The sequence below is a fragment of the Natronosalvus amylolyticus genome, assembly GCF_024298845.1.
Taxonomy (GTDB): domain Archaea; phylum Halobacteriota; class Halobacteria; order Halobacteriales; family Natrialbaceae; genus Natronosalvus; species Natronosalvus amylolyticus.
Genome location: NZ_CP101156.1, coordinates 1,581,905 through 1,605,684 on the forward strand (window position 1 = coordinate 1,581,905; position 23,780 = coordinate 1,605,684).

Below are 23,780 nucleotides of genomic sequence, written 5' to 3' on the forward strand. Positions count from 1 at the left end.
AATTATTATCATGCCCTAACGACTACCCAGTGTAGCGTTTATTCCGGATACTGTCGCTTTTCGGTCGTTAGGCAACTCGCGATCGTTTCGTCTCCTCCGACACCGGTGGTCACCTGGCGGAGGTGGGAACGGTGACCGCTCGAGCGCGTCACGACCAACCTGCCCGTCGACTGGATGAACCCGGGGAGACGGTAACCGAGTGCCCCAACCGATCCTGCGGGCGTTCGATCCGGATCGTCTTCGTTTCCGGTGCTCGGCGATACTTCTGTCCGTACTGCGACACTCGTCTTCGCAGTGATCTCGTCGACGGAGGTGCGCCGTGAGCCACGTGGCGACGGCCCCGCACGAGTGCGAGGGCAACCTCATCTTCACCGAGAACGGCCTGAGCCCGTACTGGATCGTCGGGAAATTGCTCACGTCCGGCTTCGGTGGCTACTCCGGCGAGATCGAGACGGAGATCGATGGCGAGGAGTGGACGCTCACGCTCACCTACCAGAAGAGCGGGATCGCGCCCCGGCTCGAGGACTCCATTGGCGGAGACCGGCTCTACGAGTTCCGGATCGGCGCTTAGGGCCAAGGAGAGCGGAAGGCGAACTACTTGATTCAGCCCCGGTTCACCGACATGCGCCACTACGAAACGGGCGAGCCGGTTTCGACGCCGTTCGATCACATTCCCGAAGACGAGGGCATCAACGTCCGGTTCTCGGGATCGAACCTCGAGCCGGACGAGTTCCTCGCGTTGCTCCCGCAGTTCGTTCAGGTGCTCGCCCTCGAGGGTGACATCTACGTCAACCCAGAATACTTCGCCAGTTCGGTTCATGAGATGAGCAACATCACGACATACGAGCGCTACGTTCGCCTGAACCGGAACTGGAGTCAGAAGCTCGTCGGTCGCGGTGGGGCTATGCAGCGGCTCTTGCTCCTCTGTGCGACGGAGAAGGACAGTAAAGTCGAGTACAAGATCGACAACGAGGACGTCGTCGGTTACAACCACCGAATTGTCTTGCCGAAAGAGGACGCCAAACGGCTCATCTCAGGCCACCGGTACGGCAAACAGATCAAGCACTACCATCCGAAACACGTCCGGACGAAAGACGAGAGTGACCCACTCTACCACCCCAAGGTCGGCGTTCTGTTGAAGAAGTCGCTGACGGGTCATGCCTTCGCTTGGGGCGATCGCCAACAGCTGCGCCGAGAGATCGACGAGACGCTCATCAACGTGCTTTACTGGAGTGACGTCCCCGTCCAAGCCGATCAGACGACGTACATCCCGGACAAGCACTTTGATGTGCAGCCAGCCGACGAATCGGTTCCGCTCGTCGCTGATCCGACGCCGGAGATGGAGGCGAACCAGGACGCTCCTCATTACCGTCTTGCGAGACCTCTGTGAGAGCGACGTGGAAGTCCTCGAGACGCTCGTGACCGACGGCGGCGAGCAACACCCCCAACAGATAGCGAACAACACTGAGCGAGGAATCAGTACGATCTACCGAGCACTCGAGCGCCTCCACGGAATCGTTCGAAATGAAGGTGCTTCGGTTTCGTTCGCGAGCAAGAAGTACGAGCAAGAGATCGCTGCGATCGTCGAGAGCACCGAGCACCAGATCGAGAACGCAGCAGATCGCGCCGCGAAGATTCTCGACCTCGAAACGCGCCAAGCCGCTTCGAGCGCCTGGCAGAAGTGGTGTCAGAAGTACGCCGCGAAGATCACCGACGTGACTGACGAGAATCAGCCGACGGTTCGAATCGATACGATTCTCTCACGGCTCAAGAGTACCTCGTATCCGAATCTCCAAGAGGTTCTTTCCGAAGGTGTAGATGACTGGCACCGTGACGGTCGAGATCCTGGTGAACTGCTCGAGGCAACGGTGAAGTGGCGAGCCGGAGGCGATGCGTGGGAAGTCGGGAAGGTGAAACCAACGCTCAGATAGCGCTGTCTTCGTGAGTGGCAACACTGTAATAGCCCACTAAAACAAGGCTTCTTTTGCCGGTTTCGTGTCGCGAGAGAGGGGGGGTATCTTCGTCTGGAGTGCTTTCAGCGTCCCTTTCAGTCGTTGGACAGGCGGGTTTCGTCCCAGGCAGTGGGACATCCCCCTTAGGGAGTGTGCCTAAGGGCACGGGCGAGAAAAATACCCCGCACCTCCGCAGCCGACGTTCCAGTTGAAACACTCGAAGCGAAGGTTCAACTGCTTCTCAACTGCTTCGAGAGTGACGGTTTAGACGGTGAGCGTACTACCCTTGACACGGAGCCACTCTCGCCTCTCGCGATAATCGGGAACCAACGTTCCGACCGTATTCCAGAACGCGTCCGAGTGTTCTTCGTGCCTAAAATGGGCGAGTTCGTGCGCGACAACGTAATCCTGAATCTTACGCGGTGCGAGAATCAGCCGCGAATGGAGTGAAACGTGTCCCGGTCGATACTCTCCCCACCGACGTTGGAGCGTCGTCACTTCGATCTCGATGTCGTCGATACCCAACTTTTGGATGTAATCGTCCGCTCGCTTGGGGAGTTTCTGAGTCGCTTCGGTAACATACCAGTCGACAACCGCCTGCCGCTTTCGGCGTGTATTGATAGCATCATTTTCAGGAACGAGTAGATCGAATCGATTTCCGTCGAAGATGAGTTCCGGTTCAATCACCGAGGACTCCTCGACTCGAAGCCGATACCGACGACCGTTATAAAGGAGTTTCTCACTGCTCAGGTACTCCTTGTCCAGCGGCGGGTCGTCCTGTTCGACTAGGCCGTATAGCGTCTCGAGAATCCACTGCTTCTTCTTTTCGAGTACGTCCTCGACGTCATCCACCGTTGCACTGGTCGGTGCCCGGACGGCCAACTCCATGGAACCGTCCATCGAGAGCCCGATCGTGGAGCGGTCAGGACTCCACTCGATTTGAGTTCACGAACCTTCTCACCGCAGCCTTCGAGGTTCATCGAGTCGTCCCGGTAGCGCTCTTTTGCGCGGGCGAAAATCTCGCTGAGCCGGTCGAGATCCTCTTTGTACGGGTTCGCCATCGGGTCCGGAAGGACGACGTCCATCAGCTGCGAGAATCGCTTGTAGGCGTTCTTAAACTCGATACGGATGTCTTCGGGCTCGAGCGTCTGGAGACACGCCTCCATGTCGTCGAGATCGTCGAAGAAGGCGGTTGCCTTCCGGTGGACGGCCTCGAGGAGGACGACGGCACGCTGGTCGGCGAACTCACGGACGAACCGATCGAGTTCCCGCCGGACCTCGATTTCGACCTCACTCGGGAACTGGCGTTCAACGAAACCGGGTCCTTTGATCTCGTGGTCACCGTCGTGGACGACGAATCTGACGAGGCGGTCGTCGCGCTCCCGTTCGGGATCAAGAGCGTCGACACCGGTGAGGATCTGGAAATCTGCGAGGGGTAACCCACGAACCCGCTCCGCCCGGCGTGGGTCGGCCTGACCGGAAGTGGCTACCGGGGCGCGGGTTCAGTTCCAGCGTCTGGAACCGGGTACGTGCCGTTGTGGGAGTCGATCCGGTTCCGTCTAGAACTCACAGTGATCGTTCTCGACACACTGCTCTACCCACGCGGGTGTCTCGATGTCGTCGACACTGGGGCCAGGGTCGTACTCGTATTGTACGTTTACCGTCGTCGTATTGCCTGGCCGGAGCAGATACTCCCCGTACGATGAAGCCTCAGTCAACTGATACCGTAGCGACGCCTCTCGCAGGACGCCGGTTTCTGTGTCGACGCTGAGTTCACCCGACTCAGGAGTTGCACGCATCGTCCCCGATTCCATTTTGGTCCACGTCGAAGACGGCGCGTAGCCCGTCCGGTCACCCTGCTCGTTGACGCGCTCGTACGCGGGAACCGACAGCAGGTGTCTGGTCTCCATACGCACAAACAACATATGAGAGGAAGAGGAGTCGACGGTTCCGTTTTCCGTAGTGATTCGGACAAACCTGTCCTCATGCTCTCCGAAGTATACCTCCTCGACGTCGGTGGGCTCAGTCGACGCCATCCATTCCTCGTCGTCGACGTGGCCCTCGTATTTTGTATAGACTGTTCCGTCGTCGTAGAATTGTTCGACGGTCCTGTTCTCGTACTCGAACGTGAGGTGTGCGTCGTCGTCGGCGAGGACCGTGGCTTCGTGCGCGATCAATAGCCCCACTTCATCTGTCGATATTTTCCCTGAGGAGACGTACGACTCGGACTGGCCAAGTTCGAACGGCCCGCCCGTCGAATCAACGCTCAGGGGGAGCACGAACGTAGTCGCGACCCCAGCGAACACCAGCAGGATTGCAACGATCCCGATCAAAACCCAACGGTTCATACTTACGCACCTATTAGATTAGAATATTAATATTTCCATTTCGTGCATTGGCGAGAAAAATACCCCGGACCTTCGCAGCCGTCATTCCCGTTGAAGCCCTCGAAAAGAGGGTTCGGCTGCATCGAAAGTGACTGCTTTGGCGGTAAGCGTACCACCCTTGATGCGGAGCCACTCTCGCCTCTCGCGATCGTCGGGAACCAGCGTTCCGGCCCTCTTCCAGAACACGTCCAATTCCCACTCGGAAATTGACAATTATGGATTGAGACGCTCTTCGGCAGATAGTAACAACTAATCGTACATATCGAATCTAAAAATCCTTCAATATTTGTGAGTGGGTCTCTCACGTTGGCTACATGGGCCGAAACCCGACCCCTTCGGGATTCACGTTCTATTTTCCCTGCGTTGTACACCACCTCGTCCCACCCCATCGGCTCACCGCTCGGGAGGTTCTCGTACTCTTCCGGTCGCTGGTACTTCACTGTGCTTTGCCAGTAGTCTTGATCCGCGCCAAAAAACTACAGATGGGCCTGGTTGAGTCCCATTGACTCGTTGATTATCGCCTGGAACTCTGCAAGTGTTCGGTCCTCTCCGACGACGATATCGCGCCACAACGAAGTCGGATCCCACTCGAGTTTGACACGGAAGCGATAGGCAGTCATCTCACACCTCCGCGCCGGATCGGAAGCTCGTGAGGTCGTTGATGCGTCTTTCCAACTCCTCGATCTCCTCGCGAAGTACCTCGGCTTCGGCCCCTTCCGTCGCAGCCAGCCGGTCTTTGAGGCCCTGCAACCGGCTCTCCTTTTCCTCCTCGTTGACCTCGGCTTTCCGGACGTACTCGCGCTCTTCGATCTCGTAGACGTCCGATGGTGCCAACTCGGTCACCTCGAGTGCTTCGCCTACCTTCGACGAATCGACGCTGGTGACTCGTTCGCGAGGGATACCTGCTTCCTCGAGCGTTTCGAGGACTTTGTCTTCGTCGCGGAGTGATCGGTAGGTCCGACTGGTCCGCTGAACGGAACCGAACTGCCCGTGGACGGGTTGGTCGTGATGGACGCGGTCTAAGAGGACAGTCGCAACGTCACCCCGGAGATCGTCGGCGTCTCGCTGGACGTCCGAGAGGAGCGTGTAGAGATTTATCAGCGATGGCGTTGGTAGTTCCTCCAGTTCGGTCACGTCGTACTGCTCAAGGGCATCGATGAGCAAGAGCGCATCCGAATAGATATCGAGATCTGGCGCTGTGCGTTCTGTTTCGACACTGGGAGAGACACCCCGGACGAATTGGGAGGGTGTCGGTTCATCGGTTTCGCGAAGCGTGCCGGTCTGTTTGTCAATCTCGAAACGCGGGTGCAGGCTCATGACTGCCGGAATCGGATCGGCCTCCGGTGGGAGTCGATCGAGTTCGAACCCGCCAACTTCGCTTCGGACGCGGTCGACAAGCGTTTCAAACTGATCCCGCTGGAACGGTCGTGACTCTCCGGAGCCGGTAAACTCGACGACAACACGATGCTCTTAGACGTCGGTGATCCGAAATCGCTGGCCGGATAACGGTGTGATGAGTATCGCGTTATCCTCGAGTGCCTCACACTCGTCAAGTACATTTCCCCACGTGGACGCGAAGGTCATGCGTAAACCATACGCATAGCGCAGTAAAACCCTTCGCGGCGCTCTCGGCCGACTAAGGCGGTCGACCGTACCTTTATTTGTTTGTACTACCATGGTATTACCATGAAGTACGCCAACGTCAGCGTCAAGTTTCCCGAAGAACTCGATCGGGAGCTCGAGCAGTTCCTCGAGGAGACGGGTGTCTACACGAACAAGAGCGAGTTCATCAAGGAGTCCGTCCGTCGCCACCTGATCGAACTAAACAACGAGCCGGCGATCGCGGCGCTCCGCGTCGAGCAGTTACTCGCTCGCGCCGAGCAGGAGCCGGTGAGTGACGACGAACTGCACGGCCGACTCGACGATCTTCGCCAGCGTGTCGACGAAGAGGAGGTCGCAGACGCGGTTGCAGCCGCTCGTGAAGAAACAGCCGACGAGTACGCCGATCACGCGTGAAGATCCTCGACACGAACCTCTGGGTTTTCGGAACACTTGGGACGAACGACCGAGCAGCCCGGCTTCTCGACGAGATCGAACGAGGGGAGACGATATCGGCGATCAACGCCTATATGGTGCAAGAAGCGCTCAACGCGTTCGATCGGACACCTGGGCTAACAGCGAGGGAACGAGACGAGCTAAAGACGTTATTTCTGACTCGGCTTACCCGAATGACCGGACTCATCGAACCCCCCTCGAGTCGCGATGTCACCAACTCGCTACTCGACGAACGTCGAGCGAACGTTCACACCCGGCTCCTCGCCAGAATTACCGGCGTACAGCCGAAAGACATCCCGATCGTCGTTCTGGGATTCGAGCATCGCGATCGGGAACCGACGGTTTTCACCAATGATGCCGATTTCGCTACGTTCTCTCCGGTTGAGTATAACCTTCCAGAACTCACTCTCGAGCATGTTGACTGAGAACCCCCTTATTCCCGCAGTACCCGACACTCGAGTCCGGATAATTGGTGACTCGATGAAAATCACCGACGTTTAAATTGTGGGTATGTAAACCTCTGGTGTAATGCTCTCCCCGGGCAGTCGACTTTTCAGTGGTCGCGCTCGAACATCGACAGCAGCCACCTCGAGTGAGTACACTGACAACTGAGTACCACATCGCGAAACGCGAAACCTAAAGCCACTTCACGAGTCGGTTCTCGTTTTGACTCGTCTCCGAAACCAATCCGGACATCGCCCTCCAACAGTCGAATCGATCCGGACAACGTCCTTCAACAGTCGACGGGTCGAAGAGGCCACGCCCCGAATGGACTGTATGACCCGTGTTTACACAGCACTTCGAGACCGTCTGCTCGTGTACGACGACGATACAACGCCACGAAACGATCCATCGACACAGGTCCACCTCGAGGACCACCACCTCGAGTGCGTCGCCGTCTCTCCCGACGCCCCCGAACGCGTGTTCGTCGGCACGTTCGACGACGGACTGTTTCGCTCGAGCGACGGCGGCGAGTCCTTCGACCGACTCGAGCCACCGATATTCGAAAGCGACGCCGTCATGTCCGTCACGATTAGCCCCCACGACGCAGACACCGTGTACGTCGGCACCGAACCCAGCCGCGTGTACCGCTCGAGGGATGGCGGCGACTCGTTCGAACACCTCGAGGGCCTCACCGACCTACCCTCCGAATCGGAGTGGTACTTCCCGCCCAGACCCGACACCCACCACGTCCGCTGGCTCGAGGTCGACCCGTTCGACCCCGACCGCCTCTACGTCGGCATCGAGGCAGGTGCGTTCGTCATCCGCGACGAAGGGGCCGATAGCTGGCGAGAGCGCCCGGATGGCTCCCGCATCGACAACCATAGTCTGGCGACCCATCCGGAACGCGAAGGACGTGTATACACGGCAGCGGGCGACGGGTATGCGATGAGCGACGACGGGGGCGAAACCTGGTCGCACCCGCAAGCAGGTCTCGACCATCGCTACTGCTGGTCGGTGTGTCCACATCCCGCCGACCCCGACCGCGTCCTGGTCTCGAGTGCGAGCGGTGCTTCGCGTGCGCACACGCCGGAGAACGCCGACGCCTACGTGTATCGCAAGCCAGCGAGCAACGCCGACTGGGAGCGACTGGACGGACGTGGCCTGCCGATGGGCGAGGGTGTCGTCCGATCGATCCTCGAGGCGGACCGCGAGCACGAAACCGTCTACGCCGCCACCAACCGCGGCCTGTTCGCCTCGAGCGACTTCGGCGATTCCTGGGGGCGGGTCCCGGTCGCGTGGGACGATGAACTCGAGGAACTGACGCCTCGAGGGCTGGCCGTCGTTCCGTGACAGGGAGTGGTGGAATCGGTGACCGACGAACCGGGTAATCGCTGAGCGAGGAGAGACGACAACAGCCCCCTATACCGGACTGGTAGTAACTCGAGCGAGGAAAATCCAGTGCGACATCTTTTGCTACAGAATAGCTACTAATATAGTATTGAAACACTATTTCACACTATTGTAAGCCAAGTGAGCATACGGAGCGGACACAGACGCTAAAGCCTCGGTTCGAAGCTCGAGACACCGCATCGAGATGGGCGGTATCTATGTGAACCTGTCACAGTCCCCCCGGTTCGAAATCCTTTTAGGCGCAACACGGACATAGTAGAGTAACTGAGTGATATCATGGAAGTCGACATCATCTCCGAAGACGAGAATCCGATGTTGCACCGCACGGACGTCACGTTCGAACTGGTCCACGAGGAGGCTACGCCCTCTCGGCTCCAGGTTCGTGACAGTCTCGCCGCCAAACTGAACAAGGACGCCGACGAGGTCGTCATCCGGAAACTCGACACCAAATTCGGCATGCGCAAAACCGTCGGCTACGCGAAAGTCTACGAGACGTCTGCCCACGCGACCGAAGTCGAACAGGACCACATGCTCGACCGCAACAAGATCGTCAGCGAAGAAGCAGACGCCGAGGCGGAGGAGGCCTGAGATGGCACACTACGAAATCTACGCCGACGACGGTACGGCCCAGCGCGACGCCTGCCCACGGTGTGGCGACACCTTCCTCGCCGACCACGGCGACCGCAAACACTGTGGCAAGTGTGGCTACACCGAGTGGGAGTAACCCGACTCGAGTCGACACACTTCTCGCGTTTTGACCTTGCCCCGACACTGACTCGTGAACGAAACACGCATTCTCGGTATCGAGGGCACCGCCTGGGCGGCCAGTGCGGCGCTTTTCGATACCGAATCCGACACTCTCCACATCGAAAGCGACGCATACGAACCCGATAGCGGCGGCATTCACCCACGTGAAGCCGCCGAGCACATGGCCGAGGCAATCCCACAGGTGATCGAGACGGTGCTCGAGCACGCCATCGAGACGGCTCCCGAGGACGAAACCGTCGACAATCGGGCCGCCATCGACGCCATCGCGTTCGCCCGCGGCCCCGGGCTCGGCCCTTGTTTACGCATCGTCGCCACCGCAGCGCGCGCGCTGGCGGCAACCCTCGAGGTGCCCCTGGTCGGCGTCAATCACATGGTCGCCCATCTGGAGATCGGCCGCCACGAGTCCGGGTTCGACGATCCGATCTGTCTGAACGCCAGCGGTGCAAACGCGCATCTCCTGGCGTTTCGAAACGGCCGCTATCGCGTTCTAGGCGAGACGATGGACACCGGCGTCGGCAACGCTATCGACAAGTTTACGCGCCACATCGGCTGGTCCCACCCCGGCGGCCCCAAAGTCGAGCAAGCCGCGAAAGACGGCGAGTACATCGACCTCCCCTACGTCGTCAAGGGAATGGACTTCTCGTTTTCGGGCATCATGTCCGCCGCGAAAGACGCCGTCGACGACGGCCACGCGGTCGAGGACGTCTGTTTTGCCCTTCAGGAGACCATCTTCGCCATGCTGACCGAAGTTTCCGAACGCGCCCTCTCGCTGACCGGCTGTGACGAACTCGTCCTTGGTGGCGGGGTCGGCCGGAACGCCCGCTTGCGTGAGATGCTCGAGACTATGTGTGCTAACCGTGGAGCCGAGTTTTACGCCCCCGAACCCCGTCTGTTGGGTGACAACGCCGGGATGATCGCCGTTCTGGGTGCCAAAATGTACGATTCCGGGGACACGCTGTCGGTCGAAAACTCACGGGTCGACCCGAACTTCCGACCCGACCAGGTTCCGGTCACCTGGCGATCCCCACGGACACTCGAGGAGGAGTCGGTCGGTATCGCCGCAACGACGGATTCGACCGAGTACACTACACAGGGCGCCGAAGCACACCTCACCATCGAGCCGACCGAGGGGCGGGTTCGCAAACGACGCCTCGAGAAAGCCTATCGCCATCCCGAACTCGACGCACGACTCCGCCGTGACCGGACGACTCTCGAGGCCAGGCTGACGAGCCTCGCCCGTCGACACGGCGTGGCGACTCCCGTCGTTACCGACGTCGACAGGAAACATGCAACCCTCGAGTTCGAGTACGTCGGCGACTGTGACCTGCGGGACGCACTGACACCAGCCCGTGTGCGCTCGGTTGGCCGCTCGCTGGCAACGATTCACCGAGCCGGGTTCGTTCACGGTGATCCAACCACGCGCAACGTTCGCGTCGGCGACGACCGCACCTATCTGATCGACTTTGGCCTGGGCTATCACACCGACCACGTCGAAGACTACGCGATGGACCTCCACATCTTCGATCAGAGTCTCGTCGGCACCGCCGCCGACCCCGAACCACTCCGTGACGACCTCCGAGAGGGGTACCGATCGGTCGGCGATCAACGCATCCTCGAGCGACTGCGCGAGATCGAGACTCGAGGCCGGTACGTCGAGTGAGAGGATTCGTGTAATCACTTCCAGTCAGCGACCACTTCGGTGCGTCGCTGACCGGTAATCAGGGACAACGATCCCTCTGAGACGGGGTCGGGAAGCCGCGTAATACAGGGCCAATTTTCGAGACGATTCTAACACGCTCGAGTGCGATAGGACGATCGACACACGCAAGCGCAGCCGCTTCGATAAAATTACGTGAAAACAGAATCGCCAGCGGATTATCTGATGACGTCGACGCCGTTGTTGCGCTCGAGCTGGTCGCGGCCACCGTCGCTCTGTGCGCCGTAGCCGGATCCTCGACCCGTCTGGGTCTGGCTCGTTCCTTCGACGTTTGTGCTTGCGTCGAAGTCCGCATCACTCAGCCCCTCAATGCTGGCACGCGATTTGTCGGCCTGTTTTTGCGTACTCGGACCGAGGACCTGTGCGCTCTGGACGCCCGTCATGATAGCCATCACGCGGACCTTGCCCTTGTAGTTCTCCTGGATCCGGGCCCCCCAGATGACGTTTGCACTGGCCTCGAGGCGCTCGGTGATGTTGTCTGCGATTCCTTCGGCCTCTTTCAGGGTAAGATCCGGACCGCCAGTAATGTGAACGAGTCCGCCCGAGGCACCGCGATAGTCGACGTCGAGCAACGGATGGTTCATCGCATCGCGAACGACTTCCTCGGTTTTGTTCTTATCCTGGGTCTCGCCGACGAGCATCACCGCGACGCCACCCTGATTCATAATCGTGGACATGTCGGCGTAGTCCAGGTTGATCAGCGAGGGCTGGGTGATCGTCTCGGAGATACCTTTGACCGTTTCGGCGATGATCTGATCCATCACCGAGAACGCTTTACCGATTGGCAGATTCGGGACGTAATCGAGCAGTCGGTTGTTATCGAGAACGATGATCGAGTCGGCCTGCTCGCGCAGTCGCTCGAGGCCCTCCTCAGCTTTGACCGTCCGGGCACGCTCGACGTTGAACGGCGTCGAAACCATGCCGACGACGATTGCGCCCTGTTCTTTGGCGATCTTGGCGGCAACGGGAGCGGCACCCGTGCCGGTTCCGCCACCCATGCCAGCCGTCACGAACACGAGGTCGGCGTCGCCGAGAACGTCTTTGATCGTTCCCTGGGCCATCTCGGTCGCTCGCTCGCCCATATCCGGATCGCCACCGGCACCGAGGCCGTTGGTGAGCGATTTGCCGACCAGAATCTTCGTGTCGGCTTCGATCATTTTCAGATGCTGTTTGTCGGTGTTGATGGCGATGGTATCTGCGCCTTCGACACCGATGTTATAGAGCCGGTTGATCGTGTTGTTCCCGGCACCACCACACCCGATGATGACGATTCGAGGATCGCCGAACTCGTCGTCATCGTCGAGTGCGGCATCCATGTCTCGAGCCTCTGCTTCCGCGTTTTCGAGTGCGTCCTGGACAATATCCTGCATAGTTACACCTTTGCCCAGCCGCGTTTACCCGGGCTTTCGTGGCGAGCATCCTGCTGCTCGTTAATCATTTCTCGAACCGCCGATCGAATGGCTTCGCTCCGGTTAGGGAACTCGCCCGTTTCGACCAGTTGTTCGACCTCCTCGATCTGCTGTTTCGGAATCCGCAGTGTCACACGCTCCATTGTTGTATTCCCTTTGTTGTAAGACGGTGCGCGCCTCATCAGACGCGGTGTGTCTTACACGGTAAACCGACAGACGTACGCCGATTTGTGGGCCTGTATTCCCCCGTGTAAGACACTCGTCTTACGTAGCTGAAGCCAACAGCGCGACCCATTATAAAACTATCGGCGAGAGTGATTGTTTTCGTCTTACGACTGTCGTATGCGTATGACAGTCACACGCCGTCGGACTCGAGGACGTCCGCTGCGGGCGTTCGGCGGCCACAGCTCGGACAGAACGACCAGTCGGACCTGATCTCGTCACCACACTCACAGAACAACCGGTGTGACGCTTTCTCTCCACAGTTCGGACAGAACACGTGATCAGCGCCGAGGGCCGATCCACACTGTCCACAGGCACGAGCTGGTTCGCTCTGGTCTCTCGAGTGAGTGTGGCTTTCACCGGAGTTTTCCCCGTTTACGGATCCCACGCTGTGTCGACCAGGAGCCGAACTCGAGGCCTCGTTCGCGTTGGTTCGAACACCAGTGTGGGCACCGTCCTGCTTGGCGTCGACTGCAGACTGATCTTGGTGCTGTAGGCGTGCGTGCTCAGACACTCCTTCGAGTGCAATCGTGACGTTGACATCCTGGCCGCCCTCTCGGGGCCGATTTCCGACGTGACTGCCCTCGAACCGCTCGGCGAGTAGGCTGTCGATTCGGGTTTCGATCAGGGCATCGAGACTGTCCTCGCGCGCACGGCTCTGGGTAGCGACGTCGCTGTGAGAATCGGCGACACCGTCTGCCGCGTGCGCATCGAGATACGTCCGGAGTGCCTCGCGCATGACCTCGCTTTTCGAGGCGTCGAACGCCTCGAGTTCGGCGACGAGTTCGTCATCCGCGCGGAACGTTATTTTACCCATGATCGATACCGAGTTACTGCACCTATTGTGAGCCATTCTATATCAAGTTTGTTCCGTTGTCTGACGAGTGTCACACACGCGCTCGGGCCGACGAAATAATAACCCTTATACCGGATTCGTCTGCTACATACGAGTGACCGCTCTTAGCTCAGCCTGGTAGAGCAGTCGACTGTAGATCGACTTGTCCCCCGTTCAAATCGGGGAGAGCGGACTTTTACTGCGAACGACAGTGAGCAGTGAAACGTCCAATCGAGCCGATTTGAACACGAGAGTCGCACGCTCGCGAACGGAGAGCGAGATCGTCTCTCATCTGTTCATAATCGGGGAGAGCGGACCTCCTTTGCTGCCGTTTTGTAGTACCTAGTGATTTCGCCGTAAACGCTGCTTTCAGAGCGTTTACCGATGGTTCCCGATTTCGAAAATCGGTGCGAAAAGTGGATTGGAACTGGTTACACGTGCCAGGTCGCCTCAGCCTGGCGATTTGAGGAGTGGAACATCGGGGTGGTCTGCGTGGCGGTAAGTCACGATGGCCTCGAGACCACCCATATAGGCTCTGACGTCGGAGACCACGACTCGTCGTCGGAGGACGAGCCGAGCCAACAGGTGACCACGAAGTGAGAGACGTTCAAAACACCGCTCTCCAGCCCAGGGCTTCCGGATAGCCAGAGCAGAACGGCTTTACGTCACCGGCTACTTGCCTCGAATATGGATTACGAGGCCAGTCTCGACCGAGCGATGGAGAACGTCCCCGACATCGGGGGTAGCGACGAGCGACTGCAGGTGCCTGATGCGGAAGCACACAAAGACGGTGCGTTCACCAGGTTTACCAACCTCGGTGATATCGCCGACAGTCTCTCGAGAGAGACCGAACACCTCCACCGGTTCGTCCAGCGTGAACTGGGGACCAGCGGAAAACTCGGCGATGGTCGTGGCCGATACAACGGAAGCTTCTCCGCGAAAGATTTCGATGCAGCCGTCGACGCCTACGTCGAGGAGTACGTTCGCTGTTCGGAGTGTGGCCTGCCCGACACCCGTCTGGTTCGCGAGGACCGGACGCCGATGTTGCGCTGTGACGCCTGTGGCGCGTTCCGTCCGGTGACCAAGCGCTCGACCACGAGCCAGCAACAACAACAGCGCGATGCCGTCGAAGAGGGGAAAACCTACACCGTCGAGATCACCGGCACGGGCCGGAAAGGCGACGGTGTCGCCGAGAAAGGCGAGTACACGATTTTCGTCCCCGGCGCGAGTGAGGGGGACGTCGTCGAAATTTACATCAAAAACATCTCGGGCAACCTGGCGTTCGCCCGTCTGGCCTAGTCGCGTTCTAACCGTCGACGGATTCTCTACCCTGACTCGAGGACGACCAAACATCGACTCGAGGGCCGCCCGTGCGTGCAATCTCGTCTCCGGCGCCGGAGACGAGAAGACAGTTTGCTATTACTCGGGTGGCTCGAACGTCATCGGTTCGTTATCACCACAGCCATGGCGATAGAATAGCCGATAGCTTCGGTCGCGGTCTTCGGGGCTGTCGACGGTTGCTCTCGTCACCTCCTCACTGACGACGTACATGTTCAGGTGCGTGAGACGTTCACCGTGTGTGGCCTCCCACTCGGCACAGCGATATTCGGCCAGAATTGCGGCCGTGTCTGTACTCGAGCCACCCCGTCGAACGCTATTCATGTAAAACCGTTCGCGGTAGGTGCCGTACTGCCGCTGGAGTTCGTTGAACGGCCGGTCGTATGCGAGCGGCCGGTCGCTGTACACGTCGACGTACTCACCGGATTCGGTGGTAGCAGAGAAGACGTAGTACCGATCGGTCGTTCGCGGGTTCGGCGCAAACACACCCCAACCGACGGGCTGGTCGATAGCCATCGCCGAGGCAACTGTGTTGACCTGTTTGACTCCCGTCGTCTCCTCGAGCGTCTCTGATACGGTCCGGTCGATGACCTCCTCGAGCGGTTCCGACCCGTCGTGGTCGGCGACCGCACCGGCGGTCTGTGCGACCAGGACGACGCCAACGAAGACGATAGTGACGATGATCAGTCGCAATGTTGCGCCGTGAATCCTCGCACGCGCCCGTCGGACACGGTCAGTCGTCCATCGCGGATGTGGTGGGGGAAGTCGAGCGCCGACAGAGCGAAGCCGATGTCGCATCGATTCGAGGTGTCGCGCCAACGATTGCAGACTCGGTGAGCGTTCACCAGCCCTCCGAAGCCAGTGTTCGAGCGTGTCCAGAACCGGCGTCTGGACAAACAACAACAATCCGGCCAATGCGACGTAGGCGAACGCGCCGATTCGGACGGTCAGCGCAAACGAGAGGTGGCCGCCGATGTACAACAGGAGAAACGGTATCCGATACCAACCGTAGGTGACGAGCAACACCCAGCCACAGACCATCATCACGTACCACAGCAGGCCGCCGAACTCGAGGAACGTCTGAAACTGTCGAACCGTGTCCCCGAGCAGGAACGTCATTTCATCGAGGCCGAGGACTCGTGGCGCAGCGTTGCCGCTTCGCCACGTGCTCGAGACGGATTTGATGATGCCGTTGGTGACGTACATGTAGACCATCTGTCCCAGAATAAACGCCGTCGCGATACCCGCGACGGCCGTTCGCGGCTCCCGTCGCCGGTGGACCGCGTCGACCGACCAGCGTTCACCAAGGGGAACGAAAATCGCCCAGAACATGAGCAGCCGGAAGAGGACGTCGGCGTAGCTCAATACGAGCGGATTGTGGTGGTCGAGCGAGACGACGAACAGGAACGACACGACCGTCGCAAACGTGGTACGGTATCCAACGAGGAGCTGGATAGCAAACAGCGCCTGAATGACGAACAGGGCCGCTATCACCGTCGTGTTGGTCGAGAGATGGTAGAACGAGAAGGCGTAGTCAGCGGACAACTCCCGTGCCAGCGAGCGTGGCACGACGCCGTGTTCGGTGTAGAAAAACGTGAAGTTCCGTGAACGCAACAGCAGATCAGCCAGAATCAACAGGGCGAGCGAAACGCGAAACATCGCCAGTGCTCGCGCGTCGATCCGAACGCATCGATGGAGGTGTCGGCGAGCGCGTCGAGCGCCAGCGTGGAGGCGCGAGCGGGAACGCATATGTCATCGTAGCGTCGGGCCGGGGTAATAGCCGTTATTGTTGATCGGCGAGGGGACGGGAAGAGTCCCGAAAGAGAGGCGACGACGCTCCCTCGAGGGACGTACTGCAATCTATCGCCGCGGAAACGACGAGAGCAATGTGCTCACTCGAGTGTTGCAGGACGACCGCGAGTCGAAGGTGGTGGTTCGTCACGCCAGAACGTGTCGGTCGGGGTCGCCGAGTTCGGTGAGTGACGGCGTACTAGTCCGCTTTGATGCCGCCAGTGCTCTGCCCGCCCGGTTCGGCGGGCTTTTCCGCACGGCCGCCGAGGCTCTCGAAGTCGAAGTTTTCGAACTCCTCCGGTTGTTCGCCCTCTCTCGCGTAGACGTACAGGGCCGTCTTGGCGATGCCCCAGACGGTCTGGTTGAGCAAGTACGCCATGACGAACGCGCCACCGACGAGCATGATGCCGAGCACGATGCCAGGTCCGGGGAACACGGCTGCCACGGGAACCGAGATGACGAGCGCGATGGCGATCAGTCCGATACCGATGAGCACCGAAATGAGGCTGATACCGAAGCCAGCACCGATGGTTTCACCCCAGGTGTCTTTGAACGTACTGCCGCTCTTTTTGAACATCGAGGTCACCGAAACGTCTTCGAAGACGATCACGGGAACGATGAAGAACGTCATGATGGACCAGCCAACCGCGAACAGCGTCCCTAAAATCGATGCGATCGGGTTGTCAGACTCTTCGAGTGACTTGATGATGATGCTGACGGTGGCTGCGATCGCCGACCAGACGACGATCGGTCCGAGTCGGCCGTTGATCGCTTTCATCGAGTCGCGAAGCCCCGGTTCCCGGCCGTGGAACGCTTCGTTGGCTCCGTAGACGAGCGCGGCGGAAAAGTACGTGCTGAAAAAGGTCGTGACGAAGTACAGCGCAAAGAGCACGATGTACTCGAGGCCGCTTCCGACCAGATTGGCGATCAACAGTGGAACGAAAAAGATGAGGAAAAAGAAGAAACTCGAGATGCCAGCAAGCAGTGGAAACACCATGAGTTTCGGGTGATGACGGATCACGCTGAAGCTGTCTTTCGTGAGCGTCCACCCGGTTTTGAACCGGTCGATAACCCCTATACCTCCAGATTTTGTACCAAATGCCATATGAATCATTACAGGAACACAGGGTTCTTAAAGTCATCGTATCAGACAGGCACAATATTTGACACGGGATAGGCACTTCATCGAATGCGAGTCATACTCGAGCAGTCGAACGATTCCGCTCGATAGTGTCCGGAGGACGGTAGCAGGGAAACGCCCGCAGTCGACAAGGTAAAGTCAACTTGTACAAGTCACACGTACGTGGCAGTCTCGTTCGATCTGTTCGGCACGCTCGTCACTGCTGACCGCCCGACCAACCCCGCGACAGCCATCGCAAGGGAACTCGAGGCACGAGACGTTCGAGTCCCCGACGACTGGTCGGCCCGCTACGTCCAGTCGCATATCGACGCCCCCGACGGCGCGGAGGTTCCGCTCCCGGCACACGTAAGCCGAGCCCTCTCGAGCGCTGGCGTCGAGTGGCACGGCAACGTCGTCAGGCGCGCCGTAGTCGCCGCGTTCGACCCGGTCGTCGACACCCGGGACGGTGCGCTCGAGGCCGTCGAGGCCGCTCGAGAGCACGGGCCGGTCGCCCTCTGTTCGAACTGTAGCGTGCCGGAACTGGTCGGCCGAACGCTGGTCAGGTCCGACCTGGAGCGAGACGATTTCGACGTGATCGTTACGAGCGTCGGCTGTGGCTGGCGTAAACCCGCCCCAGAAATCTTCGAAACGACTGCAGAGCAACTCGGCGTGGACCCGACTGCTCTCGTCCACGTCGGCGATGACGAACTGACCGACGGCGGTATCGAGGCCCTCGGCGGGACCGCACTTCTACTCGACCGGACGCCGCTCGAAGACGTGCTAGCCGCACTGACAGCACACTTCGAGACGGCGAGAGACGCTCGAGACAACAACCCAGACGCTCGAGGTGACGACCGACCGTGACGCTCACGACGCTGGCGATTATCGGACTCGCCTTCAGCCTCGACCTGCTGCTTGGCGAACCCCCAACCACGCTGCATCCGGTGGCATGGTTCGGTCGCCTCGTCGGCGCCGTCGACCGTGAGTGGCCGCTGCTCGATGCGCGAAAGGCCGGCATCGCGATCGCAACTGTGTTGCCGCTATTCCCTGCGCTCGTTGCTGGCGGTGCCGTGTTGCTGGCACTCGAGGTCGCGCCGATGATCGGTGCAATCGTCGCTGCGATCGTCCTCTTTCTGACCATTAGCCTTCGAATGCTCCTCGATATCACCCGCGAAGTGGTCGACGCAACGGCGGGCGACCTCGAGTCCGCGCGCGAAGCGGTTCGGAGCCTCGTCGGCCGAGATACCGAAGCCCTGGACGGGGCCGGAATTCGCTCGGCAGCCATCGAGAGCGTGGCCGAAAATCTCGCCGACGGCTTCGTCTCGACGCTGCTTCCCTTCGCGTTGCTGGCACCGATTTCGCTGCCGACCGCGGCGGCCGTCGTCGCCTGGGTCAAAGCCGTCAACACGCTCGACTCGATGCTCGGCTACCCGTCGAAACCCATCGGGACCGCCAGTGCCAGACTCGACGACGCCGTCATGTACGTGCCCGCTCGAGTGAGCGCCTGCTGTCTCGCCCTGGCGAGTCGCCGACCGGGCGCACTCGCTCACGCACGGGCGTGGGCTCGCGTCCCGGCCTCGCCGAACTCCGGGTGGCCCATGGCGACGCTCGCGAGCGGGCTGGACGTTCGACTCGAGAAACCGGGCGCATACGTCCTCAATCCGGACGGACCGCAGCCGACGGTGGAAGACGGCAACCGCGCTGTCTCCATCGTCGGCGGGGCAGCCGTTATCGCCGTCGGACTGGCAGCCGTCGCCGCCGTCTACGCACCCGCGCTCGAGAGCATCCTCGCCCCACCACTGCACGCAGGCCTGGAAATGATGTTCGGAGCCCTCGAGTCGGTGTTCGGCGTTCTCGAGTGGATTCGAGACTTCCTCGGCCGCCTGTGGAGGCGGCTTCAGGGGGTGAGAACCTGATGGCGCGTCGTGATGGTCCGATTCAGCGTCCACTCGAGCGAGGGAAAACGGCGATTCGGGGACTCCGTGGTGCCATCACGTTTCTGACACAACTCCCGGTCCCTCGAGCGGGAGCCGACGCGTCCGAACGAGACTGGAACGCGTTTCGAACGACCCCCGCGGCATTTCCACTGGTGGGCTGGCTCGTCGGTGGGTTGACGGCACTGGTGTTCGTCCTGGGCGACGGCGTCCCAGATGCCACCGTCGCGTTTGGCTACCTGCTGGCCGTGTATCTGGTCACCGGGATCAACCACCTGGATGGCGTGGCCGACGTCGGCGACGCGCTGGTCGTCCACGGCGACAGCGAACGCCGTCGACGCGTCCTGAAAGACACCACGACCGGCGTCGGTGCTTTGCTGGCCGTCGGGGCCGTACTGATCGGGGTGGCACTGGCAGGATTTACCCTGTCGGGAGCCCCACTCCTCGTCGCCGTGGCTATCGTCCTCGCCGCCGAGGTGGGCGCAAAAACCGGACTGGCCCTGCTCGCCTGTGGCGGCCGGGCAGCCCACGAGGGCTTTGGAGCGCAATTCACGGCATCGCTGACACCAAAAAAAGTCGTCTTGCCGCTCGCGGTTGGCCTCCCGGTCATCGCCCTCTCGTGGCCGACGCCGGTTGCAGCCCTCACCTTCGTCGGCGCACTCACCGGCACGGCACTGACCTGGTGGTGGGCACGACGGCGACTGGGCGGCGTCACCGGCGACGTCTTCGGCGCGGCCAACGAAGTGAGTCGACTCCTCGGCCTGCATCTGGGGGTGATCGCGTGGACGTGCTGGTGATGTGTGGCGGCGAGGGAAGCCGACTCGAGGCCCACCTCGAGAAGCCACTGTTCGAAGTCGGCGGCCAGCCCATGATAGACCGGGTGCTGGACGCACTCGAGACCGACACACTCGAGACGGTGTTCGCCGCCGTCTCACCCAACGCTCCCGAAACCCGACGCCACCTCGAGCGCGTGGCCGACAGCCACGAGTTACCCGACTCTCTCGAGATCGTCGACACGCCCGGTTACGGCTACGTCACCGACCTCCAGTCCGTCCTCGAGCGACCGGGCGTATCGACACCGATCCTGACGGTGACGGCCGATTTGCCGTTGCTCGAGCCACCCGTCGTCGAACGAACCGTCGGTAGGTATCGGGCTGCAGTCGCCGGAAACACGGCGAAATCAGATTCGTCCGAAACGCCGTCGATGACCGTCTGTGTCCCCGTCAGCGTGAAACGGCGACTCGGCTTTTCCGTCGAGACGGTCGCACACGGCCAGCCACACCTCGCGCCGACCGGGGTCAACGTCGTCGGCAGCGAACACCGAACGATGACACACACCAGCTACGACCTACGACTCGCCAGTAACGTCAACAGACGAACGGACGCTCGAGCGACCGAACGGTTGCGTTCGGCACTGGAGGAAAACGAATGCGAGTAATTCTCGCCGCCGGCGCGACCGAAACCGGGTTGATCGACGGCATCAGTGCGGCCGGGGCGTCCCCAGCATTGCTCGGGCACACGCCCTCGGCCGACGCCGAAATTCTCGTCTACGGGCAGCCGACCGCCGCCCCCGTAACGCCCGTCAGCCCCACGGGCTGTCCGACGCCCGCGGCGATCACCCGTGCCGTCAGAGAGGTGCTGGGATTCGACGTGACCGTCCTCGACGCCGGACTGGCCGAACCGACCGCCGCGCCGACCGTCGACCTCGAGGCAGATCCCGGTACGGATATCCGCGAGCGCATTGCGGTCCCGGACGCCACCGACCTGTACGAACGAGCCTACGCCTTCGGTCAGGACCTGCCGGACGAACGCGTCCTGATCGGCGAAACGATTCCCGGCGGGACGACGACCGCGCTTGGCGTCATGCGAGCACTCGGCGAACCGCTCGAGGTCTCTTCATCGCTCCCCGAAAACCCGCTCGAGCGAAAACGGACGGTCGTCAACGAGGGACTCACCGCAAGCGGGCTCGCACCCGGCGACTGTGCCGGCTCTCCACTCGAGGCGATACGGGCGATGGGCGACCCCGTCCAGGCGGCCGTCGCCGGCGTGGCCGCCGGTGCGCTCGAGCGCGGCGTCCGTGTCACACTTGCTGGCGGCACCCAGCTGGTAGCCGTCGCCGCAGCGGTTCGACACGCCGGAATCGACGGCCCGCTCGAACTGGCGACCACGTCGTTCGTCACCGCCGACCCGGCCGTCGACCTCGAGAGCGCGAGTGAGAACCTGGACCTGATAGTGACCGTTACCGACCCCGAATTCGAGCGAAGTGGCCACGTCTCGATGGCACGGTACTGTGCCGGCGAGGCCAAAGAGGGCGTTGCCATGGGCGGCGCCCTCTCGCTCGTACCGGCCGGCGAGATGGCGACGGTTCGAGGGCGAATAGAAACCGTCTGTACCCGCCTCGGTATCGAAGACGAGAGGGAGCGTTCGGGCTCGAGTCTCGAGAACGAAACCGAAACGACGGCCGCGACCGTCGACGACGCGAGGTCGAGAGCGAATTCGAACCACCCGGAGGACCATGCATCCCGATAGCATCGCCGAAACGGGACGGGTTCCCCACGGCGGCGAACCGGACCGCTCACTTCTCGATTTCTCGGCCAACATCAACCCGCAAATTCCCGACGGAGTCGAAACCGTCTACGCCGACGCCCTCGAACGTGCCCGCCGGTATCCCGACGATACGTACCCAGTCTTTCGAGAAGCCGCAGCGGAGTACGTCGGCTGTACGCCCGACGCGGTGATTGCGACCCCCGGCGGCCTCGCCGCGATTCGGCTCAGCCTGGAGTGCACGCTCGAAGCGGGTGACACCGCACTCGTCCCGTATCCGAGTTTCGGCGAGTACGCCCGAGAAGTCCGTCTCCAGGGCGCGACCCCGGCGTTCGTTCCCCACGACGATCTGTACGACCTCGAGGTTCCTCACCTCGAGCAGGCGGACCTCGCCGTCTGCTGTACGCCCAACAACCCCACCGGTGACTGCCCCTCGAACGAACGCCTCGAGGCGTTTGCCCGGCGGTGTGGGGACGCCGGAACGACCCTGCTCGTCGACGAGGCCTTCCTGGGCTTTACCGACCGACCGTCGATGGCCTCCCGCGGCTTCGAACACGTCGTCGTGGCTCGCTCGCTGACCAAACTGTTCGGCCTGCCGGGTCTCCGAGCCGGATTTGCGGTCGCAACTGGCGACCTCGGTGAGCGGCTCGCGGTTGCACGCCGAGCCTGGTCGCTCGGAACGCCCGAAGCCGCCGTTGGCGCTCACTGTATGCGCGACCGGGCGTTCGTCCGCGAGACGCGAGCACGAGTCGATTCGGAGCGCGAACGCGTCCGAACGGCACTGCTCGAGGACGGACGTTACGACGTCTACGACTCCGTCGCGCCGTACCTCCTGTTCGAGTCCACGGAACCGGTAGAGGATCTACTCGAGCGAGCCCGTGACGCCGGAGTCGTCCTCCGGGATTGCCGAACCTTCCAGGGGCTCGAGCGTCACGTCCGTGTCGCCGTGGCCGAGCGCGAGACGAACGACAGGCTACTCGAGGTGCTGTGTGATGCCTGAGTCAGCCGGGAATTCTCGCTCGAGAGGGACGCGCACCGACGGCGTCCTGTGTGTCGAGCGGTCGGACGCCGAGTGGCTGTCGACGGGCTGGAACGGCGGTCGCTATCGAGGCGATCGCGCCTACAACATCTCGGTACCCGAAGGCTGGCACTGCACCGACCTCGCCCCGTACGTCGAGGGCCGTCTCGAGCGAGCGGGATTCCTCGAGGCCGAAGAGGGGGGCCACACCCAACGCGACGTCGAGACCAACCTCGAGGCCCCCGTGTTGCTCACCGGCGTCGACCTGCAACACGCTCGCGGTGCCCGCTGTGGGCCCGTCACCGTCTACGCGACCGCCGGCGTCTCGAACCCTGCCGCACTCCCGATGGACCCGTCTGGCGGCGACCTACCCGACGGCGCTCTCGAGACTGACGAGGATGGAGCTGCTGGCGATGGCGAGACGTCACCACCGAAAAGCGAATCCCCGACCGTCGGAACCGTCAACCTCATCGTCACCACTAGCTGTCGGCTCGCAGCCGGGGCCCTCGAGAACCTGCTGGCCGTCGCCGCCGAAGCGAAGGCGACCACCCTGTTGGCGCAGACCGGGTTTCCCGGAACCACGACCGACGCACTCGTCGTTGGTCACGACCCCGCGGGACCTGAGCAGGCGTTTTCCGGCAGCGGCACTCCGGTCGGTGCAGGGACTCGCGCCTGCGTCCGGGAGGCACTCTCGAGCGCCCTCGAGTCACGATACCAGGAAACGGACGCGACGATTCCAGCTGACGTCGACACGGCCGAGTACGGCGTGTCGACCGACGTCCAAGCGTCGGTTTTCGAGCCCGATGATCGTTGAATCCGGTGGCCTCGTCCCCGAG

At 61.2% G+C, this 23,780-nt stretch carries 24 protein-coding genes, 1 tRNA gene and 2 pseudogenes; 18 read left to right on the plus strand and 9 right to left on the minus strand.

The window, feature by feature from the left end; all coding sequences use genetic code 11:
* The first annotated feature begins 328 nt into the window (after window positions 1-328).
* Both NLK60_RS07485 and NLK60_RS07490 read left to right on the plus strand, forming a co-directional pair.
* A pseudogene (locus NLK60_RS07485) lies at window positions 329-1,390 on the plus strand (DUF7845 domain-containing protein).
* Window positions 1,374-1,931, plus strand: coding sequence for a hypothetical protein (locus NLK60_RS07490; RefSeq protein ID WP_254810261.1), 558 nt, complete (start codon window positions 1,374-1,376; stop codon window positions 1,929-1,931). Before NLK60_RS07485 ends, NLK60_RS07490 begins: the two are co-directional and overlap by 17 nt.
* A 285-nt stretch (window positions 1,932-2,216) precedes the next feature.
* Here NLK60_RS07490 and NLK60_RS07495 read toward each other — a convergent pair whose 3' ends face one another.
* Window positions 2,217-2,840, minus strand: coding sequence for a M48 family metallopeptidase (locus NLK60_RS07495; RefSeq protein WP_254810262.1), 624 nt, complete (start codon window positions 2,838-2,840; stop codon window positions 2,217-2,219).
* On the opposite strand from NLK60_RS07495, the gene NLK60_RS07500 reads away from it, so the two are divergent.
* On the plus strand, window positions 2,819-3,391 hold the full coding sequence (locus NLK60_RS07500) for a hypothetical protein (protein ID WP_254810263.1): 573 nt from the start codon (window positions 2,819-2,821) through the stop codon (window positions 3,389-3,391). The two genes, NLK60_RS07495 and NLK60_RS07500, sit on opposite strands and share 22 nt — an antisense overlap.
* Window positions 3,392-3,511: 120 nt before the next feature.
* On the opposite strand, the gene NLK60_RS07505 is transcribed toward NLK60_RS07500, so the two are convergent.
* The 3 genes and pseudogenes from NLK60_RS07505 to NLK60_RS07515 form a co-directional block, all read right to left on the minus strand.
* On the minus strand, window positions 3,512-4,300 hold the full coding sequence (locus tag NLK60_RS07505; protein ID WP_254810264.1) for a hypothetical protein: 789 nt from the start codon (window positions 4,298-4,300) through the stop codon (window positions 3,512-3,514).
* A gap of 515 nt (window positions 4,301-4,815) precedes the next feature.
* A complete protein-coding gene (locus NLK60_RS07510; protein WP_254810265.1) occupies window positions 4,816-4,959 on the minus strand; it encodes a plasmid pRiA4b ORF-3 family protein in 144 nt (47 codons plus the stop codon).
* Window position 4,960: 1 nt separating this feature from the next.
* Window positions 4,961-5,923: pseudogene (locus NLK60_RS07515) on the minus strand (DUF7983 family protein).
* Window positions 5,924-6,025: 102 nt separating this feature from the next.
* Here NLK60_RS07515 and NLK60_RS07520 point away from each other — a divergent pair.
* From NLK60_RS07520 to NLK60_RS07545, 6 genes are all read left to right on the plus strand, one after another.
* Window positions 6,026-6,355, plus strand: a complete 330-nt coding sequence (locus tag NLK60_RS07520; RefSeq protein WP_254810266.1) for a ribbon-helix-helix domain-containing protein — start codon at window positions 6,026-6,028, stop codon at window positions 6,353-6,355.
* Window positions 6,352-6,819 carry a hypothetical protein gene (locus NLK60_RS07525; RefSeq protein WP_254810267.1) on the plus strand — a complete coding sequence of 156 codons (468 nt, stop codon included), beginning with the start codon at window positions 6,352-6,354 and terminating at the stop codon, window positions 6,817-6,819. Before NLK60_RS07520 ends, NLK60_RS07525 begins: the two co-directional genes overlap by 4 nt.
* Before the next feature lie 352 nt (window positions 6,820-7,171).
* Window positions 7,172-8,188: a beta propeller repeat protein gene (locus NLK60_RS07530; RefSeq protein WP_254810268.1), complete on the plus strand. Its 1,017-nt coding sequence runs from the start codon at window positions 7,172-7,174 to the stop codon at window positions 8,186-8,188.
* 336 nt (window positions 8,189-8,524) lie between these two features.
* The gene (locus NLK60_RS07535; RefSeq protein ID WP_254810269.1) at window positions 8,525-8,836 is read left to right on the plus strand and encodes a 30S ribosomal protein S24e; all 312 of its coding nucleotides are present in this window, start codon (window positions 8,525-8,527) and stop codon (window positions 8,834-8,836) included.
* A gap of 1 nt (window position 8,837) precedes the next feature.
* A complete protein-coding gene (locus tag NLK60_RS07540) occupies window positions 8,838-8,972 on the plus strand; it encodes a 30S ribosomal protein S27ae (protein WP_254810270.1) in 135 nt (44 codons plus the stop codon).
* 54 nt (window positions 8,973-9,026) lie between these two features.
* Window positions 9,027-10,676 (plus strand): bifunctional N(6)-L-threonylcarbamoyladenine synthase/serine/threonine protein kinase, encoded by a 1,650-nt coding sequence (locus tag NLK60_RS07545; RefSeq protein ID WP_254810271.1) that lies wholly within the window; start codon window positions 9,027-9,029, stop codon window positions 10,674-10,676.
* Window positions 10,677-10,891: 215 nt separating this feature from the next.
* Here NLK60_RS07545 and ftsZ read toward each other — a convergent pair whose 3' ends face one another.
* The 3 genes from ftsZ to NLK60_RS07560 all read right to left on the minus strand — a co-directional run bounded on the left by ftsZ (window position 10,892) and on the right by NLK60_RS07560 (window position 13,181).
* Window positions 10,892-12,103: a cell division protein FtsZ gene (ftsZ, locus tag NLK60_RS07550; protein ID WP_254810272.1), complete on the minus strand. Its 1,212-nt coding sequence runs from the start codon at window positions 12,101-12,103 to the stop codon at window positions 10,892-10,894.
* Between the two features lie 2 nt (window positions 12,104-12,105).
* The gene (locus NLK60_RS07555) at window positions 12,106-12,285 is read right to left on the minus strand and encodes a ribbon-helix-helix domain-containing protein (RefSeq protein WP_254810273.1); all 180 of its coding nucleotides are present in this window, start codon (window positions 12,283-12,285) and stop codon (window positions 12,106-12,108) included.
* A gap of 212 nt (window positions 12,286-12,497) precedes the next feature.
* A complete protein-coding gene (locus NLK60_RS07560; RefSeq protein ID WP_254810274.1) occupies window positions 12,498-13,181 on the minus strand; it encodes a double zinc ribbon domain-containing protein in 684 nt (227 codons plus the stop codon).
* A 137-nt stretch (window positions 13,182-13,318) separates the two neighbouring features.
* On the opposite strand from NLK60_RS07560, the gene NLK60_RS07565 reads away from it, so the two are divergent.
* Both NLK60_RS07565 and NLK60_RS07570 read left to right on the plus strand, forming a co-directional pair.
* Window positions 13,319-13,392 (plus strand) — tRNA-Tyr (locus tag NLK60_RS07565).
* Window positions 13,393-13,886: 494 nt separating this feature from the next.
* Window positions 13,887-14,498 (plus strand): translation initiation factor IF-2 subunit beta, encoded by a 612-nt coding sequence (locus NLK60_RS07570; protein ID WP_254810275.1) that lies wholly within the window; start codon window positions 13,887-13,889, stop codon window positions 14,496-14,498.
* 120 nt (window positions 14,499-14,618) lie between these two features.
* Here NLK60_RS07570 and NLK60_RS07575 read toward each other — a convergent pair whose 3' ends face one another.
* A complete protein-coding gene (locus tag NLK60_RS07575) occupies window positions 14,619-16,286 on the minus strand; it encodes an HTTM domain-containing protein (protein ID WP_254810276.1) in 1,668 nt (555 codons plus the stop codon).
* Between the two features lie 241 nt (window positions 16,287-16,527).
* On the minus strand, window positions 16,528-17,433 hold the full coding sequence (locus NLK60_RS07580) for a DUF6159 family protein (RefSeq protein ID WP_254810277.1): 906 nt from the start codon (window positions 17,431-17,433) through the stop codon (window positions 16,528-16,530).
* 198 nt (window positions 17,434-17,631) lie between these two features.
* Between NLK60_RS07580 and NLK60_RS07585 the strand changes: the two genes are divergently transcribed.
* Genes NLK60_RS07585 through NLK60_RS07615 form a run of 7 tightly spaced genes read left to right on the plus strand, consistent with a single transcriptional unit; the run spans window position 17,632 to window position 23,758 of the window.
* Window positions 17,632-18,312, plus strand: coding sequence for an HAD family hydrolase (locus NLK60_RS07585; protein ID WP_254810278.1), 681 nt, complete (start codon window positions 17,632-17,634; stop codon window positions 18,310-18,312).
* Window positions 18,309-19,364 carry an adenosylcobinamide-phosphate synthase CbiB gene (cbiB, locus tag NLK60_RS07590; RefSeq protein ID WP_254810279.1) on the plus strand — a complete coding sequence of 352 codons (1,056 nt, stop codon included), beginning with the start codon at window positions 18,309-18,311 and terminating at the stop codon, window positions 19,362-19,364. Before NLK60_RS07585 ends, cbiB begins: the two co-directional genes overlap by 4 nt.
* Window positions 19,364-20,179 carry an adenosylcobinamide-GDP ribazoletransferase gene (cobS, locus tag NLK60_RS07595; RefSeq protein ID WP_254810280.1) on the plus strand — a complete coding sequence of 272 codons (816 nt, stop codon included), beginning with the start codon at window positions 19,364-19,366 and terminating at the stop codon, window positions 20,177-20,179. Before cbiB ends, cobS begins: the two co-directional genes overlap by 1 nt.
* Window positions 20,179-20,820, plus strand: a complete 642-nt coding sequence (locus NLK60_RS07600; protein ID WP_254810446.1) for an NTP transferase domain-containing protein — start codon at window positions 20,179-20,181, stop codon at window positions 20,818-20,820. The genes cobS and NLK60_RS07600 overlap by 1 nt, the downstream gene beginning before the upstream one ends.
* Window positions 20,811-21,911: a nicotinate mononucleotide-dependent phosphoribosyltransferase CobT gene (gene cobT / locus NLK60_RS07605; protein WP_254810281.1), complete on the plus strand. Its 1,101-nt coding sequence runs from the start codon at window positions 20,811-20,813 to the stop codon at window positions 21,909-21,911. Before NLK60_RS07600 ends, cobT begins: the two co-directional genes overlap by 10 nt.
* Complete coding sequence (locus NLK60_RS07610) at window positions 21,898-22,926, plus strand: threonine-phosphate decarboxylase (protein WP_254810282.1); 1,029 nt, start codon at window positions 21,898-21,900, stop codon at window positions 22,924-22,926. The genes cobT and NLK60_RS07610 overlap by 14 nt, the downstream gene beginning before the upstream one ends.
* Window positions 22,919-23,758: an adenosylcobinamide amidohydrolase gene (locus NLK60_RS07615; RefSeq protein WP_254810283.1), complete on the plus strand. Its 840-nt coding sequence runs from the start codon at window positions 22,919-22,921 to the stop codon at window positions 23,756-23,758. The genes NLK60_RS07610 and NLK60_RS07615 overlap by 8 nt, the downstream gene beginning before the upstream one ends.
* Window positions 23,759-23,780: the final 22 nt, after the last annotated feature.